Source organism: Lysinibacillus sphaericus, assembly GCF_005217585.1.
GTDB lineage: Bacteria > Bacillota > Bacilli > Bacillales_A > Planococcaceae > Lysinibacillus > Lysinibacillus sphaericus.
Map to the genome: position 1 here is coordinate 244,632 of NZ_SZPT01000004.1, position 16,956 is coordinate 261,587.

A 16,956-nucleotide genomic window follows, 5' to 3' on the forward strand; every position below is an offset into this window, starting at 1 on the left:
CCTAAAAAAGTTCTCCCATAGCTTGTTTTATATATTTGTTTTTTATTAACAGGTCATATGGATGATTATTTCTTCTGATAGCTTGGTTTCTTAAATCAAGCAACGGTAATATTTTTTTTGTAGAAATGCATATTTTCTTTTCCTTCTTCTTGTCATTCATTTCAATTAAAAATGAAATCAATTGCACTTTAAGAGTACTTTCATCCATATTTATCGTTGCTGTTTTAACTATTTTTTCAGTAGATTTTAAAATTTCATTAGAAGATAACGAATCAAATATACCTATAGCAGCTACTTCCATACTCAAGCTCTCAATCATTTCTTGTTGCTTGTAAGCCAATGTATTCTGCCGCTCTTTCATTGCAGCCTTAAGCTTACCTTCATACAGCGTATCCCTCTTATGATTCATCATCAGCTCATCCAAATTAATCATAATATCCTCATATTTATACATTGCTGCAAAATCATTATTACGAATCGCATTTAACATTGGCTGGATAATTTTCATATCCTTATTTGCCGTTTGCTTCAGCACTTTTGACACAATAATTTCATCTCTATTACCTTCATCAAATAATACTCTTTCTTGCGCCAATATAAAGAGGTTTACTGCTACCGCCGTAATGCCCTGGCATTCCTCATAAAATGTCTTTTTAACGTCCTCTGTAAGCTCTGAACGTGTTTTAAGGCATTGTAATTCCCATAACGTTTCTAAAAAAAATTCCCATTCTTCACTATCTTCAGTCATACGATCCCAAATGATTGCTCCATCACTTGCTGCACGTCGAGCTTGTCGGAAGTTTCCTTTAAATAATTGTTGTGCCTTTGATGTACCAATTAAAACAGTTGGAATACCAACAGTGTTTGAAAGTGTCACAAAGAAATTGAGCATTTCCTCTTGGTCATTCTTTGCATTTAGTAAGTGCTGGATTTCATCAATAACAAGTACCCCAATACCATACATACTTGCCAACGAAGTCATATGCAATAGCATTGTAGATGTAATACGGTTTAAATAACCAAACTTCTCTAAATAGCGTGTCCCTAGTAAATCATCAATTGCTTTAAAAAAGCTTTTACACAGTGTTGAAAGGCTGCCATCATAAGGGCAGTCAATTTTAAGCCATACAATCTGTGTTTTATTAAATGGCTGTTGCTCATAAACTTCATGCTTTATGACTTGAGGGTACATTAATAGCAAACGCTCAATGGCCGTCGTTTTGCCGATTCCTGAAATGCCTATAATCGATAAGCTATCTGCTGTTGAGCGAATATGATTTAATCGTTCATCAATATACTTATGAGCTTGTTCCTCATCTTCACGCAACTGATGTAGCACTCGAATTCGTTCAAGAAATGATTTATCTAATGGGTTACGTGCTAAATAACCTCTTCGAATCAACGTTGATAATCGGCGTTCTACTTCAAAGTGAATCGGTAACGGTTGAATGAAGTTCTTCACTCGCTTTAGCACATGATAACGAATATTCGCTGCACTCTTCTTATCTTGTTCACTAATACGTGGTGTCACCATAAAACGATCCAACACATCATCTTCATCAAAGATTGGCGGTAGGGCTTCAATAAAAGGATTATGAGCATATTCAGTAAGCATTTGAGTCTTATAAATTGCTTCTTCCATATCTCCTTTTAAGACGACATTATTCATCTTTTCCAAATTCCTCATCTCGCTTCCTCTTTAATTTTTCCATAAGACGTGAAGGTGATTTCTTTTGTGGTTGCTCTTCTAGCTTTATTCTTGATGTAAAATCTATAATTTCTGTTGTTTGTTCAGCTACAGTAGGTGACAAATCAAATTTTTCTTCCTCACGATTAGCTTGTTTTTCATTCGCTTTATTATCTCGAATCGCAGCTAGTTTTTCTTTTTTACTTGTTGGTTGATATAGGGCTTGTTTTTTCTTTTGCTCTGCTGCTTTAATAATTTGATCCATCATCGTATCTGTATTAATTGTCAGTTGCACTTGCTTAGAGCGTTCCTCTTCTTCTAATTCATTTCGTAGTTGTTGCTGGAAAACAACTTCTTCTAAAAAGTCCAATTTATACTGCCGGCTAGGCTCTAATAAAATGCACGTTTCATAATCCATTCCGTTATCATTCGGGATATAAATTTTGTCTAAATGACGTGGATCATACACAATATCAATACTTTTGTTTTTCAGCTTTGCATACCATTGTTCCTCGATTGCTTGCTTTGATCCATATAATAAATTTTTGAACTTGATACCTGCTCGTGAAATTGTGGCTTTACTACGTGGCAACACATTTAAACGTAAAATATCCCTATCTACTGTACGAAGACGACCTTTCCGATTTTGAATACCCCAGTTCCATAAATTTATAGGCGTTGGCATAATGCCATCTGTAATCATCGCTTTTTCCATTGGATACTTATCAATGATTTTATGGTTATGCTGAAGTATCAGCGTAATGATTAATGCCGTAAACTCCTTTAAATTCAGCGTAGCATCGAGCCTATAATCTCTATCTCCACGCTCTCGATATTCTTTGTGAATAGCACCAGGCGCTTTCTGCTTTACTTTGCCATTAATTGTACGGAATTTACGTTCAACAATACCTTTTAAATCCCCTCGATACGCTGTTGTATTTTCAATTTTGATATTTAAATTATTAATAAGTCCTGCTACTGCATATCCTTCAAACTCGCCTCTGTCAGCGATAATTATTTCGGGTAAATGATACGTTGGCCACTGTTCATCAGTAATCTCAATATCATATTGCTTACAAAATTCAACCTTATTAGCAACCATATTATCTAAAGCCATCATTGCTCCTAGCCAAGACGGGCCTTCCAATCCTACATATATCCCTGTAACTATACGTGAATATACGTCAATAACTGCATAAACAACAGGTCTACCTATAATTCGATTTATATCAAAAGAGCTGATCAAATAAATATCCGCAATCGTTGCATCGATTTGAAAGCGTGTGCCAGGTCCGTTTGTTTCAATTTTAGAATTACTTAAAATAGGACGATGTTTTAACTCATATTCCTTAGCACTTTTACGAAATTCAATATCTTTTTTAGGGTCTTCAAACTTTTTAAACCAGTAATAAAATTGATGATATGAAGGAATACGATTTGCTTCCCAAATACGATATTGAATTTCTCCATCTTCTTTATAACGGTCTGCATAAAAATCACGCAAAATAAAATGATACACATCTTTTAACGAATAGTTATTGGCTTTGCGGTAGTATTTATTAATGGCATGTTCAAATTGCGTCTTAATCTCCTCAGTTATATTAATGCCACTTCGATATTCACCGTTTACAGTTACTCTACGTGGGCGACCAACCTTCTCATTGCTAAGATTTTTAGTCTTCCCTCGACCACCCGAGTTTGCGTAATCTGGTAACATAGCATTTTTGTTCATACCACGTTGCCAATAGCGACTTAGCAGTTTTTTCACCTTTGTTTTGCCTAGTCCACTCTCGGCGGTAATCTCTACTATTTTTACTTCACGTCCCTTTTTCTTTAGTAGCTCTTTCATATTAGGGAGGATAAAATTTTCTACAGTTGCCCAGTCCTTATCTCGTTTGCTAATTTGAACAGATGTTAATTCATCATCTGGAATTGCTTTTGCAAAAGGATCGCTTATTCTCAATAATTCACCTTGCTCAAGCTCTATCTCTAAATGGCTATATAGCTCCCTTTTAGGCATAGCACTCGTTGTGTCGATATTAACTACATAGGCGTACGATTCTTCAATTTCAATAATACGAATGCGTTGTGAATCTGCTGTATATTGAAGTACTTGATTAATATAAATCATCCGTATTTCACCTTCTTCAACTTGCTTTCATCTATTGATTGAATAACAACTATTTTTTCCACGTTTAACGGCTCTAACATGTCTACCCGAATGATTTTCTGTGCCAGTAAATGATAGAATAGCGTCATACCACTTCCTAAAGGCATATGTGTCTCTTTATCAAATACATTTGTAACTTCTCTTATGCTTTTGCTTTCACTTAATATCCTCTGTAACAGTGCCATTGCTAAATCTTCAATATGCTTTTGGTTCATATTTTGAAATGCATCATATTGTTGAATATCATAATAATCATGAATATAACTAATATTCCGCGCCATATCTTTAGGAATCTCTAGCTCTGTTACAATGCCCCAATCAATTTGTCTTCGCTCCCAATAAACCCGCTCAATCTCAAACTTTTCAATAACTCGTTGTTTTAGTAGCTCGTCTTTCATTTTTATTGTTCGTGCAAGCTCTACTAAACCGTTTCCTTTATCTAATGTTAATAAAAAATCCGTTGTCATTACAACTGGCTCATTCGTTTTAGGGTCTGTAGGATGTTTAAGACCTAACTCATCTGCAATGACAATTGTTTCTTCCAACGGCAATAAAGGAAATTGTTCTCGAATATCAATAACACAATCCGAATATTCAGTTAAATAAAAGTAATTTCGCTCCAAGTCTGATAGAAATTCGTGTTGTCTGTTTGTTTTAAAACCTTTTAAACGTGTAGACCGACCTTTTGAAGAAACATCTTGAATGTTTAACCATGGTTTATAATCCGATCCAACTCCTGAGCCACGACCTTCGTTAATCCACTTTTCAACTTTAGATGCTCTAGTTCTTTTTGACATAAAAACACCCCTTTAGACCAATATAATCTAAAGGGGTATTTCATCGCAACTTTTTTACAATCGTCGCGACTTTATTTTAAACATCGCATCTTTTTTATAAACATCGCGACTTTATTTCAAATCTACAATATTAACACCACAGCTCTAAGCCCTACTCCACAGTCACTGATTTAGCTAAGTTACGAGGTTTATCAACGTCACAACGACGATGGAGTGCCGCATAGTAGCTAATTAGCTGTAATGGCACAACTGAAACAAGTGGTGTTAAGTATTCGTTGACATGCGGAATCACTAGACGGTCGCCGTCTTCGTCTACGCCAGCCATAGCGATAATGCATGGGTATGCTCCACGTGCAGCTACCTCTTTGACATTGCCGCGAATATTTAAGGCTACCGATTCTTGTGTGACAAGGGCGAAAACTGGTGTGCCTTCTTCAATTAAAGCAATCGTACCATGTTTTAGTTCGCCACCTGCAAAACCTTCCGCTTGAATATATGAAATTTCTTTTAGTTTTAAAGCACCTTCAAGACTTACACAGAAGTCGATATTTCGACCAATGAAGAAAGCGTTGCGTGCAATTTTTAAGTAGTCCTCTGCGATGTCTTCTAATACATCTTTTGCATCAATAATTGTTTGAATACCGTTAGCCGCAATTGCAAGCTCTTGTTTTAAATCAAATTCTAAGCCTTTACCGCTTGCTTTTGCTGTCACATATGCTGCTAGTGCAAGTACCGCCACCTGCGCTACATATGCTTTTGTTGAAGCTACAGCGATTTCAGGACCTGCATGTAATAATAATGTATAATCTGCTTCACGTGATAGCGTTGAACCTGGTACGTTTGTAATCGTTAATGTTGGATACCCAAGCTCTTTAATTTTCACAAGTACTTGGCGGCTATCCGCTGTTTCACCTGATTGGGTAATAAAGATAAATAGCGGTTTTTCTGAAAGTAGTGGCATGTTATAACCAAACTCACTTGAAATATGCACTTCTACCGGAATACCAGCCATTTTCTCGAAATATTGTTTACCGATTAAACCTGCATGGTAACTTGTGCCGGCAGCAATAATGTATAATCGATCGGCAGCTTGCAATGCTTGTAATATCGCTGTATCAATTGTTAAATCGCCATTTTCGCCTTCGTACGCTTGAATGATTTTACGGATAACTGTTGGCTGTTCATCCATCTCTTTTAACATATAGTGAGGGTACGTACCTTTTTCAATATCGCTCATATCAAGCTCTGCTGTGTAAGGTGCACGCTCCACTACTGTGCCATCTAATTTTGTAATTTGCACACTACCTTTGTGCACGATAACGACTTCTTTATCGTGTAATTCCACAAATTGATCAGTTACTTGTAGCATTGCCATCGCATCTGATGCAACTACATTGAAACCATCGCCTACACCTACAAGAAGTGGTGATTTGTTTTTCGCCACAAAAATTGTATCAGCCGCTTCAGCATCTAATAATGCAAGTGCATAAGAGCCGTGTAGTAGAGATAATGTTTTACGGAACGCCTCTGCTGTTTGCAGTCCATCTTTCACAAATAGCTCTACTAACTGCACGATTACTTCTGTATCCGTGTCAGATTTCATTGGGATGCCTTTTAAGTATGTTTTTTGTAATAAATGATAGTTTTCAATTACACCATTATGCACAATCGTAAAACGACCTGATGCGCTTTGATGAGGGTGCGCGTTTAAACGGTTAGGTACTCCGTGCGTTGCCCAACGTGTATGACCGATCCCTACTTTAGCCGCTACATCCTCGTCTACTGCTCCACGTAAATCAGCGATACGACCTTTTTCCTTGAAGATTGTTACGCCTTCTTCGTTGCGTACAGCGATACCTGCTGAGTCATAGCCACGGTACTCTAGCTTCTCTAAACCTTTTAATAAAATTTCCTTAGCATCTGATTCACCAATATATCCTACAATTCCACACATATTATATTTCCTCCGATATTGTCATATTAACGCAATGACAAACTAGACCTCAGCCTATCGAAATTTTTCGGTGGGCGTAAACAGTACCGCTTATTTTCAAAACGAAAATAAACATACTTATGCGCGCACGTCCTCAGACTATTTCAGCTATCTAAAATAGTGCTTTGCTCGATACGTGAAGTTTTCCTATTTATCTATTGCTCTACTTATACCTTCTCCATTTTCTGTACATTCAATCACTCAAATGCTTTCAAAATGAAAAATGACAATCGGGTATGTCGATCGGGAGGCATCCGCCGAATTTTCGATAAACCTCCACCTCGTCTGCTGAAGATGTCTTCGTCCAATTTCTTCAGCTCAGGCGCTATAATTGTTTTCCGATTTTTGTGCTTCCTTTCCTCCTTTAGCACTTGCTAAGCGGACAAGGTCACCCAAGCCGTCAGCTTCTCCATAATACTCAATCATATGCTATTCGTCAAATTTTCGTTATTAAAAATAACCCTTAGCTACTTTTTTTGTGACAAACTATCAAAGTGTAAGATGAGAAATGCCAGCATGATTGTATAACAATAGCAAAATGGCTGGGACAAAAGTGAAAAAGTGTTAGATTGACCGCCACCAATCTAACACTTTTTTACTGTGTCGTTGTTGTCCGCTTCGGCGGTGCTTTCCGCTCAGCACAGTAAGCCGCAACCTTGAATACCGCATCTTACGCTGTGTGCGTTCTGAGCAGGAGTCACCGCCTTTGCTACCAACAACTAGTTTTTCTTTTTTATTTATTATTTATTAGCGAAAATTTATCAACACTAATGTACCACTATTTAATATTTTAAGGTTATATTCCGGCCTCTAAAAAAGGAACGACGCTTAGCTCTCTTTGCTTGCAAGTAATTTCACAATTTCTCGGTTAAAAGCTGGTAAATCTTTAGGTGTACGACTTGTTACTAATTGTTTTTGACAAACAAATACTTCTTCGTCATGGAAAATAGCACCTGCATTTTCCAAGTCTACTTGTATGGATTTATAGCCTGTTGCATCACGTCCATTTAATGTTTTGGCTGTAATCAGTAGCTGTGGCCCGTGACAAATTGCAAAGGTTGGCTTCATGTCATCCATAAACGTTTTGACGAAGGCTACAATGCGATCATCTGCACGTAAAATATCCGGTGAAAAGCCACCTGGAATAAACAGTGCATCAAACTCTGAAGCATGAACTTCCTCGATTCCCTTATCAATTTTCACTTTTTCACCATGTTTACCTTCAACTTCTTTTCCTGCTTCAATGTCAATTGTAATGACCTCATGCCCGGCAGCCTCTAATGCTGCCTTTGGACTTGTATACTCCACGTCTTCAAACATATCTGTTATTACTGTTGCAATTTTAGCCATATAAATTAAACACCCCTTGTTTATTGTGACTCTGTTTTATACTTCCCTCCTTCAAAAATTTCAAACATAAAAAAACGACCTCCCAATAGTGGGAGATCGCGTAATTTATAATTATTATGTTAAACCCATTTCCGTACGTACTACATTGGCAATACGTTCTACATAAATTTCGCAATCCGTTTCTGTAGCAGCTTCCACCATTACACGAACAAGTGGCTCAGTGCCAGAAGGACGTACTAAAATACGACCGTTTCCAGCCATATCTGATTCAACTTCTGCTATTACAGCTGCAACCTTAGCATTTTCCGTCACTGCATGCTTGTCTGTTACACGTACATTGACTAAACGTTGCGGGAAGATTGTCATTTCTGCTGCAAGCTCTGATAACTTTTTGCCAGTAGCTTTCATAATACTAACGAGTTGAATACCTGTTAGCAAGCCATCACCCGTTGTATTAAAGTCTAAGAACACAATATGACCAGATTGCTCTCCGCCAAGATTGTATTCATTAGCACGCATTTCTTCCACAACGTAACGATCGCCTACAGCCGTTTGTACGCTATGCATGCCGTTTTCTTCAACAGCCTTGTAGAAGCCCATATTACTCATCACTGTTGAGACAATTGTTTGCTTTTTCAAACGACCAACTGCATTTAAGTGTTTACCAATGATAAACATAATTTGGTCACCGTCAACAATTTTACCTTTTTCGTCTACTGCAATAAGACGATCGCCATCTCCATCGAATGCTAAACCAACATCTGCACCTTTTTCAGTCACAAATGCAGCAAGACCTTCTGGATGTGTTGAACCAACACCGTCATTAATGTTCAGACCTGTTGGGGAAGCACCCATTGTTGAAATGTCTGCTTCTAAGTCGGCAAATAAATGAGTTGCCAATGATGATGTTGCACCATGTGCGCAATCTAGCGCTACATGAATACCATCAAATTCTTCATCTACCGTTTGCTTTAGGTATTGAATATACTTTTGTCCACCTTCGAAATAGTCACTTACAATGCCTAGATCTGCACCGATTGGACGTGGTAATGTATCTTCTTGAGCATCAAGAATTGCTTCAATTTCTGCTTCTTGAGCATCAGTTAACTTGAAACCATCGGGACCAAAAAATTTAATGCCATTGTCGGCAACTGGGTTATGTGAAGCTGAAATCATGACGCCTGCATCTGCACTCATAATTCGGGAAAGATAAGCAACACCCGGTGTAGAAATTACACCAAGACGCATTACCTCTACGCCAATTGATAAAAGCCCAGCTACTAGTGCACCTTCAAGCATTTCGCCTGAAATACGTGTGTCACGACCAATTAATACCTTTGGACGCCCTGTTGCATCCTTTGTTAAAACATAGCCACCTACACGGCCTAGTTTAAATGCAAACTCCGGTGTTAATTCACTATTCGCGACGCCACGGACGCCATCTGTTCCAAAATATTTACCCATTCTAATTGTTCTCTCCTTCAATGCAAGACGACCGCATCATGCTTATTTCCTGCGGACAATCGGACGGCTCGTCTGCTTACTTTTGGAAAAGTCTATTTTTTATTTATCTACTAGTATTTAGGCCTCTTTAAATCACTTTCAGAGGCTCTAAGGCAAAAAGATGTCAGTACTCAAGTGTCGCACATTCACTATAACGGAATTATACAAGTGCTAACTTGAGCCATTATGTTCATCAGCATTATCGCTTTGCTGGATCACACAATTTATAGAGACAGGAAATCTCATATATGAATCAAGTTAAAATTATAGTCAGTTATTGTTTAAGAATCAATATCTTCTGTCACAGGTTCAGGATTTGTCTCTGTAGGATTAGCAATCGTTTCCTTTTCCACCGGTTCTACTGGATCCACCTGATCTACCTTTTCGGCTTTCTCTGCCTTTGTAACATTCGCTTTAATTTTAACTTTCTGTTGAGATACTTTAGTCGCACCCTCTGGTAATTTCACATCAAATTCATACGTTTTCGATTCCGTGATTTTTGATAAATCCACTTCAACAGGTACTTCGGTTAAAACATCAATAATGGATTTCTTGCCAAATAGCCTTAAGCTAGTAGTATCAAGGGTTAATTGATTAATGGTAATCCCTTCTGCTGCTTTGCCCGTTTCCTTTATCGTAACAGGAAGTTCTTTGCTATATTCAGCAATATCTACCCGTACCTTAACCTGTTCTGGTTCTATTATCACATCTAATTTATTTAAATCGCGATCTAATACTTTAACAGCCGCCGCTTGAGAGAAAGGTTGTTTCAAGCCTTGTTCACCCGTAACAGTCGCTTTCACATAGCTAATGCTTTCAATAGCACTTTTTGCCCCTGTTACAAACACAGTTGCTGGGTTAGCAGACATTCCTTTTAAGTAATATCCTTCATCTATTAAACGATTATTCATTTCCGGATCTACACGGAACTCTTGTGTGACTTTTTCCTCTATATTTACATTCACTTTTGCTGGGTCTAGCGTCACTTGCAACTTATCAGAAATATTTTCGTATTGTAGTTCAACGCTATGCTCACCAATTAATAAATCATTTAAATTTACAAATACAGAGAAATCTTTCACTAATTTTGCTTGTAAGGCGATTTGTTTTGGTCCCCTTACCGTGACATTCACTGTTTTTGGAATACCCGTCACGATGAGACTATCATCATCATAATAAACTTCTACGGGTACATCTCGAATGACTTCAACCTGTTCAGTCATCGCAGTTTTATCTGTAGAAGCTAACTCAGTCCGAACAGAGAAAAATAGTAAGCACGCTAGAAAAAGCGCAATGATTCGCAATACCCATGGGCTATCCATCATTTTATCCATTCTTTTTCCCCCTCCAAGTCAACTTAGAGGCTGCATTCGATTCTTGTGCTGATCCGAACCACATTTTGCGTAACAGTGTTTCGAATTCCTCTAGAGAAAGATTGCGATGTAGATTTCCATTTAACGTAATACTAATAGCTCCCGTTTCCTCTGATACGATAATCGTAATCGCATCTGTTACTTCACTAAGCCCAAGAGCTGCACGATGTCGTGTACCAAGTTCCTTTGAAATAAACGGACTTTCCGAAAGTGGTAAATAGCAAGCTGCTGCTGTAACCTTATCTTTCTGCATAATGACTGCACCATCATGTAATGGTGTATTCGGTATAAAAATGTTAATAAGCAATTCAGAAGAAACTTCTGCATTTAGACCTATTCCCGTTTCAATATATTCATTCAATCCTGTGTCTTTTTCTATAGAAATTAATGCACCAATTCGGCGTTTTGCCATATAGCTAACCGACTTCTTCATGGCCTCAATCAGTCTTGTTTGCTCTTCTTCTTCTTGACTTGTCGAACGTTGGAAAAGCTTTCCTCGTCCAATTTGTTCTAGACCTCGTCGTATTTCCGGTTGGAAGATGATAATGATGGCCAAGAAACCAAACTCGATTACTTGCTTTAGCATCCACCCCAAAGTTTCTAACCCTAAAAAGTCTGTTGCGATACGTGCAATAATTATGACGAAAATGCCTTTCAATAGTTGGACAGCTTTCGTCCCTTTAATGAGGGTTAAAATTTTATAAACAACGTACCAAACGAGCAGTACATCTATGAAGTTAATAGCAATATTCACTGGTGTTAAATCCGTGAATTGTTCGATAATTTGCACGTGGCATCCCCCACTTTTCATTGCGAATCCATACACATTTAAGTATAGCACATTCTTTTCAAATGTAACTTTTTTCAAATGAAAAGTCTACCCATATGAGTAGACTTTTCATCCTCTACCGTGCTCTACCATGTAGGACGTATAGAGTTCTATTTAGTTTCTTTTTCCTCAAATGTCATTGCTGCCTTGACGGAATTTTTGATAGTATACCATAACCATTCGAATGCTTCGTCAATTTCCTCGATATTGCCTGAAACGACTGCTGAAGATGCCATATACTGACCGTTAATAATCGTTACATTGCCATCTACTTCACCCTCAACAAGTAAGTCGCCATTTTTGACGACGATATCGCCTTTTACGACCTCTCCTTCTGGAACAATAACCGTTTGTCCTTCTACAACAAGGTTTGGTTGTTTGGAGACCGAGAAGTTTTGATCATCCATGAAACTACCTAATAAAGTAGCACTCATAAATAAACAGAAAACTGCTGCTGCCACAAAGAACGGATGACGACGAATCCATTTTTGCATACCTACACGACTTTTGGGTTTCGGTAAACGTGCCATCACCGCAGCTTCGAAATCCGGAGGTGCTGTAATATGGGAAGCACTCTTCACAAAGGCGATCGTTTCACTCAATTCTTGCATCAATTGCTTGCAATCACCGCATGATTGCAAATGTTGTTTCAACTCTTGCTCATGCTCACGACTAATGTCACCGTCTAAATAATCATGCATATAATCAATAATATGCTCTGGACAAATATTCATGACGCTCCCCCTCCTACAGATTGTTTAATTGCTTTCGTAATGCTTCACGTCCGCGGTGAATTCTCGTTTTCACTGTCCCAAGAGGCATATCCAAAATTTCACTGATTTCCTGTAACGATAATTCTTCGATATATTTCAATACTATAACTGAACGATATTTATCCGGCAATCGTCCAATCTCATATTGAATACGATCTTGTAGCTCCATCTGCTCTAACTGTTCCTCTGGTAGTTGGTCATCTGCTGCAATCTGCGAATACATATCGAGCCCTTCTGTACCAGCTACCTCCGCATCTAAATAATAATCCGGCTTTTTCTTTCTAATACGGTCTATGCAGAGGTTCGTCGCAATGCGATAAAGCCACGTCGAAAATTTTCTTTTTTGATCAAAAGTATGCAAGTTCATATAAGCGCGAACAAATGCTTCTTGTGCAATATCCTCAGATTCTTGCTTGTTTCCTAACATTCGGTAGCATACTTGGTACAGTTTGTGCTGATAGAGACTCACAATATCGGCAAATGCGTTTTGATCGCCTTTAAGCACTTGTTTTATTCTCTTATTTACTAACGCATCCATTGTGTTTACTTCTCCACCTTTACAACTGTCTTATACTATACGACCCGACTATAAGAAAAGTTTCAATTTATATTCAATTATAACAAAAGTTTTTTAAACGATGTGGCGATAAACATTTTTTTCACAATTTACATTAAACTAGTGTCTCACCAAACAAAGAACCTATTAATGCTACTGCCACATCTGCCGTTTTATTTTTCTCGTCTAGTATAGGATTCACCTCAACAAATTCAGCAGATGTTAACATCCCTGATTCTTGTAGCATTTCCATTGCTAAATGACTTTCACGATACGATATACCGCCAGGCACCGGCGTTCCCACTCCTGGTGTATAAAGCGGGTCTAGACCATCTAAATCTAACGATAAATGTAAACCGTCTACTTTACGTTCTTGTAAGTAAGCGATTGCATCTTCCATCACACGCGTCATACCAAGTCGATCAATTTCATGCATTGTATAGACCTTAATACCTTGTTGGCGAATTAGCTCACGTTCCCCCGGATCTACTGAACGTGCACCGATAATAATGACATTTTCAGGCTTAACCTTTGGTGCATAGTTTCGAATTTGTACAAGACGTTCATGACCCAATCCAATACTAACCGCAAGTGGCATACCGTGAATATTACCAGATGGTGTTGTTTCAGGTGTATTCAGATCGGCATGTGCATCAAACCAAATAACACCTAGGTTTTGAAAGTGCTCTCCCAGTCCTGCAAGCGTACCGATTGCAATACTATGATCACCGCCAAATACAAGCGGAAATTTTTTTTGTTCTAACACTTCATGTACTTGGTTAGCTAATGTGGTACTGATATCTATAACTTCCTCTAAATTTAATAGCTGTTTATCAACTTCTTTACTACCATGCTTTTGACTAACAAGTATATCTCCCTGATCATGTACCTCGTGTCCGATTGCCTCTAATCGCTCTACAACGCCCGCATATCGAATTGCACTTGGCCCCATGTCAACCCCTCTTCGTGTTTGTCCGTAATCTGTTGGTACTCCAATAATTGATACTTGTTGTTTATTCATATTTTTATACCCCCTTTTGGTGATAAGACTATTGTAAAGCCTACAATACACTTGGCTCAACCCAACAATAAATCGTATATTTATTCATTTAATACGTAAAAAAATCTCCTGCTGTTTTCAGCAAGAGATTAGTATCTGTAGTTAATGTTACACTTTTGAATTTAATATATAGAAAAGTGAGCCATGAAGGACTCGAACCTTCGACCCTCTGATTAAAAGTCAGATGCTCTACCAACTGAGCTAATGGCTCATAAAAGAAAAAATGGCTGGGGTACTAGGATTCGAACCTAGGCATGACGGAATCAAAATCCGTTGCCTTACCGCTTGGCTATACCCCAATCATTTAAATAAATAAAACTGGTGGAGGGGGACGGATTCGAACCGCCGAACCCTAAGGAGCGGATTTACAGTCCGCCGCGTTTAGCCACTTCGCTACCCCTCCGAAAAAACACTATATGGTGGAGGATGACGGGCTCGAACCGCCGACCCTCTGCTTGTAAGGCAGATGCTCTCCCAGCTGAGCTAATCCTCCATAGAAACAGGTGTTATTTCTTCACAGTTTATTTATCTTTTTAAGCCTATGCATTACTACGATGTTTTGAAAATGGTGACCCCTACGGGATTCGAACCCGTGTTACCGCCGTGAAAGGGCGGTGTCTTAACCGCTTGACCAAGGGGCCATTTATTATGTCTCAAACAAGACAAGACTTATATTAACATCATTTTCATTTTGATGCAAGTATTTTTTAAAAATTTCTTTTTAAAATTATAAATTAGTTAAAAAAGTGCAAAAAAATGGCTCCGAAGGCAGGACTCGAACCTGCGACAACCTGATTAACAGTCAGGTGCTACTACCAACTGAGCTACTTCGGAACAATACTATTTAATTTGGTTTTGACAACCTCTTAAGTACATTTATTATTATAGCAAGCATTCTAAATTATGCAATACTTTTTCAACAAAATTATTTAATTTATTGCATAATTTTCGAATTGACGTATATCAAACCTCAATAGTTCTCTATTAAATCTAATATTTCTATTTAATGTATCAAATATTCTTGCTGTATATTATTGTAATTGTTAAAATAAAAATAGTTTTACGAATTTTCTATTAAATTTGTTTTGGGGAGGAATGTTCATATGGTAACAAAGGATTTAATTGCACCAGAGCTTTACAACATCACGGAGGAATTAGAGAAATTCTCCCAAGATAGTGATCGCCAAGCTATAAGATGGTTGGATGCACAACAAAACCGACGTACAATTTCTTATGCCGATCTTATTCAAAAAATGAATCAATACGCGAATGCTTTTACGGAGAGAGGATTACAAAAAGGGGATCGTGTTTTAGTCATTATTCCCCGCCTACCAGAAGCTTATTTTGTTTTCCTTGGCTGTTTAAAAGCAGGTATTGTTCCGATCTCTTGTTCAGAGATGTTACGCGCAAGTGATTTAGAATATCGTATGGAACACTCTTCTGCAACTGCTGTTATTGCCTACGAGGCTTTCACTAGTGAAGTAGATAAAATTACTTCTTCCGTTGCAGCATTGGATAATAAATTAGTAATTGGCAACGCTACGAACAATTGGATTTCTTTAGATGCATTAGCTGAAAAGCAACCTACAAGCTTTACAGCTGTTGCGACAAAACGCGATGATATGGCATTCCTATCTTATACTTCAGGCACAACGGGTAAACCTAAAGGGGTGGTTCACTCTCATGGCTGGGGCTATGCACATATTCGAACAGCAGCTTCCAAATGGCTTTGTGTAAGTGAAGGGGACTTAGTCTGGGCTACTGCAGCACCGGGCTGGCAAAAATGGATTTGGAGTCCATTTTTATCGACAATTATGTTAGGAGCAACGGCTTTTGTCTATCATGGTAGTTTTGAACCTCATACGTATCTTCAACTCCTACAGGACGAAAAAGTCAATGTGCTATGTTGCACCCCGACAGAATATCGTATTATGGCAAAGATTGATAATCTTAAAGATTACAACTTAGCTTCATTAAGAAGTGCTGTTTCTGCAGGTGAGCCATTAAATCGTCCAGTTATTGAAACATTTATGAACAATTTCGGTCTGAAAGTACGAGATGGTTATGGACAAACAGAAAATACATTATTAATAGGTACGCTTGAAAACACAGAGTTACGACCTGGTTCTATGGGTGTTCCTACACCAGGAAATATTGTACGTATTATAGACCATGAAGGTAATGAAGCACCCGTAGGAGAAGTCGGAGACATCGCTGTCCATAAATCATCGCCTGCCTTATTCAAGGAATATTACCGTGAGCCTGAACGCACGCAAGCTGCCTTTAGAGGTGAGTGGTATATTACAGGTGACCAAGCAAAATGTGATGAGGATGGATACTTCTGGTTTGAAGGACGTGGAGATGACATTATTATCTCATCAGGCTACACAATTGGACCATTTGAAGTGGAAGATGCTTTAAACAAACACGAGGCTGTACAAGAATGTGCAGTTGTTGCTGCACCAGATGAAATTAGAGGGCATATAGTAAAAGCGTTTGTAATCTTACGTGAGAGCTTTAGAGGACGTGATGAGGACGAATTAATAAAAGAACTTCAAGAGCATGTTAAAGCGCTAACAGCACCATATAAATACCCTCGTAGTATTGTCTTTTTAGATGAGCTTCCTAAGACCACATCGGGCAAAATTCGTCGTATTGAATTACGTGCGACTACTGTTTAAAAAACAATTTTGGAGACATTTCACGCATTATGGTGAAATGTCTCCATTCTTTTTAAATGAATTTACAGTTTGCCATGTTTAATGGCCTCTCTATAGTCATATTTCACATAATGAAAGAAATTAAAAAAAGCCACTACTGAGTGTATCAGCAGCGACTTTTTGCGCCTAGCGACGTCCTACTCTC

General features: G+C 38.1%; 12 protein-coding genes and 6 tRNA genes. 1 reads left to right on the forward strand and 17 read right to left on the reverse strand.

Annotation, left to right across the window (positions count from 1 at the left end):
- Position 1: 1 nt before the first annotated feature.
- From FC748_RS17360 to FC748_RS17440, 17 genes are all read right to left on the reverse strand, one after another.
- Positions 2-1,687 (reverse strand): ATP-binding protein, encoded by a 1,686-nt coding sequence (locus tag FC748_RS17360; protein ID WP_108030736.1) that lies wholly within the window; start codon positions 1,685-1,687, stop codon positions 2-4.
- Positions 1,662-3,818 (reverse strand): TnsB C-terminal domain-containing protein, encoded by a 2,157-nt coding sequence (locus FC748_RS17365; protein WP_108030735.1) that lies wholly within the window; start codon positions 3,816-3,818, stop codon positions 1,662-1,664. The genes FC748_RS17360 and FC748_RS17365 overlap by 26 nt, the downstream gene beginning before the upstream one ends.
- Positions 3,815-4,654: a TnsA endonuclease N-terminal domain-containing protein gene (locus FC748_RS17370; RefSeq protein WP_108030734.1), complete on the reverse strand. Its 840-nt coding sequence runs from the start codon at positions 4,652-4,654 to the stop codon at positions 3,815-3,817. The genes FC748_RS17365 and FC748_RS17370 overlap by 4 nt, the downstream gene beginning before the upstream one ends.
- 151 nt (positions 4,655-4,805) lie before the next feature.
- Complete coding sequence (glmS, locus tag FC748_RS17375; RefSeq protein WP_108030733.1) at positions 4,806-6,608, reverse strand: glutamine--fructose-6-phosphate transaminase (isomerizing); 1,803 nt, start codon at positions 6,606-6,608, stop codon at positions 4,806-4,808.
- An 867-nt stretch (positions 6,609-7,475) separates the two neighbouring features.
- Entirely contained in the window at positions 7,476-7,997 is a 522-nt protein-coding gene (locus FC748_RS17380) for a type 1 glutamine amidotransferase domain-containing protein (RefSeq protein WP_025220827.1), read from the reverse strand.
- 114 nt (positions 7,998-8,111) lie between these two features.
- Positions 8,112-9,461 carry a phosphoglucosamine mutase gene (gene glmM, locus FC748_RS17385; RefSeq protein WP_108030732.1) on the reverse strand — a complete coding sequence of 450 codons (1,350 nt, stop codon included), beginning with the start codon at positions 9,459-9,461 and terminating at the stop codon, positions 8,112-8,114.
- Positions 9,462-9,781: 320 nt separating this feature from the next.
- Positions 9,782-10,834, reverse strand: a complete 1,053-nt coding sequence (locus FC748_RS17390) for a CdaR family protein (protein ID WP_025220828.1) — start codon at positions 10,832-10,834, stop codon at positions 9,782-9,784.
- Entirely contained in the window at positions 10,827-11,663 is an 837-nt protein-coding gene (gene cdaA / locus FC748_RS17395; RefSeq protein WP_024364062.1) for a diadenylate cyclase CdaA, read from the reverse strand. The genes FC748_RS17390 and cdaA overlap by 8 nt, the downstream gene beginning before the upstream one ends.
- Positions 11,664-11,812: 149 nt before the next feature.
- Positions 11,813-12,436: an anti-sigma factor family protein gene (locus tag FC748_RS17400; protein ID WP_024364063.1), complete on the reverse strand. Its 624-nt coding sequence runs from the start codon at positions 12,434-12,436 to the stop codon at positions 11,813-11,815.
- Positions 12,437-12,449: 13 nt separating this feature from the next.
- Complete coding sequence (sigW, locus tag FC748_RS17405; RefSeq protein WP_004225410.1) at positions 12,450-13,013, reverse strand: RNA polymerase sigma factor SigW; 564 nt, start codon at positions 13,011-13,013, stop codon at positions 12,450-12,452.
- A gap of 133 nt (positions 13,014-13,146) precedes the next feature.
- A complete protein-coding gene (gene rocF, locus FC748_RS17410; RefSeq protein WP_108030731.1) occupies positions 13,147-14,052 on the reverse strand; it encodes an arginase in 906 nt (301 codons plus the stop codon).
- A 177-nt stretch (positions 14,053-14,229) separates the two neighbouring features.
- Positions 14,230-14,302 (reverse strand) — tRNA-Lys (locus FC748_RS17415).
- 13 nt (positions 14,303-14,315) lie between these two features.
- Positions 14,316-14,390, reverse strand: a tRNA-Gln gene (locus tag FC748_RS17420).
- A 20-nt stretch (positions 14,391-14,410) separates the two neighbouring features.
- Positions 14,411-14,494 (reverse strand) — tRNA-Tyr (locus tag FC748_RS17425).
- Positions 14,495-14,508: 14 nt separating this feature from the next.
- Positions 14,509-14,584 (reverse strand) — tRNA-Val (locus FC748_RS17430).
- 73 nt (positions 14,585-14,657) lie between these two features.
- Positions 14,658-14,732, reverse strand: a tRNA-Glu gene (locus FC748_RS17435).
- Positions 14,733-14,848: 116 nt separating this feature from the next.
- Positions 14,849-14,925 (reverse strand) — tRNA-Asn (locus tag FC748_RS17440).
- Between the two features lie 269 nt (positions 14,926-15,194).
- Here FC748_RS17440 and mbcS point away from each other — a divergent pair.
- Positions 15,195-16,772: an acyl-CoA synthetase MbcS gene (gene mbcS / locus FC748_RS17445; RefSeq protein ID WP_108030730.1), complete on the forward strand. Its 1,578-nt coding sequence runs from the start codon at positions 15,195-15,197 to the stop codon at positions 16,770-16,772.
- The last annotated feature ends 184 nt before the right edge of the window (positions 16,773-16,956 follow it).

Coding starts and splice junctions, on each gene's coding strand:
- FC748_RS17370 (WP_108030734.1), bottom strand. CDS start 4,654: ATGTCAAAAAGAACTAGAGCATCTAAAGTTGAAAAGTGGATTAACGAA.
- FC748_RS17400 (WP_024364063.1), bottom strand. CDS start 12,436: ATGAATATTTGTCCAGAGCATATTATTGATTATATGCATGATTATTTA.
- FC748_RS17390 (WP_025220828.1), bottom strand. CDS start 10,834: ATGGATAAAATGATGGATAGCCCATGGGTATTGCGAATCATTGCGCTT.
- rocF (WP_108030731.1), bottom strand. CDS start 14,052: ATGAATAAACAACAAGTATCAATTATTGGAGTACCAACAGATTACGGA.
- glmM (WP_108030732.1), bottom strand. CDS start 9,461: ATGGGTAAATATTTTGGAACAGATGGCGTCCGTGGCGTCGCGAATAGT.
- FC748_RS17360 (WP_108030736.1), bottom strand. CDS start 1,687: ATGAGGAATTTGGAAAAGATGAATAATGTCGTCTTAAAAGGAGATATG.
- mbcS (WP_108030730.1), top strand. CDS start 15,195: ATGGTAACAAAGGATTTAATTGCACCAGAGCTTTACAACATCACGGAG.
- FC748_RS17380 (WP_025220827.1), bottom strand. CDS start 7,997: ATGGCTAAAATTGCAACAGTAATAACAGATATGTTTGAAGACGTGGAG.
- sigW (WP_004225410.1), bottom strand. CDS start 13,013: ATGGATGCGTTAGTAAATAAGAGAATAAAACAAGTGCTTAAAGGCGAT.
- glmS (WP_108030733.1), bottom strand. CDS start 6,608: ATGTGTGGAATTGTAGGATATATTGGTGAATCAGATGCTAAGGAAATT.
- FC748_RS17365 (WP_108030735.1), bottom strand. CDS start 3,818: ATGATTTATATTAATCAAGTACTTCAATATACAGCAGATTCACAACGC.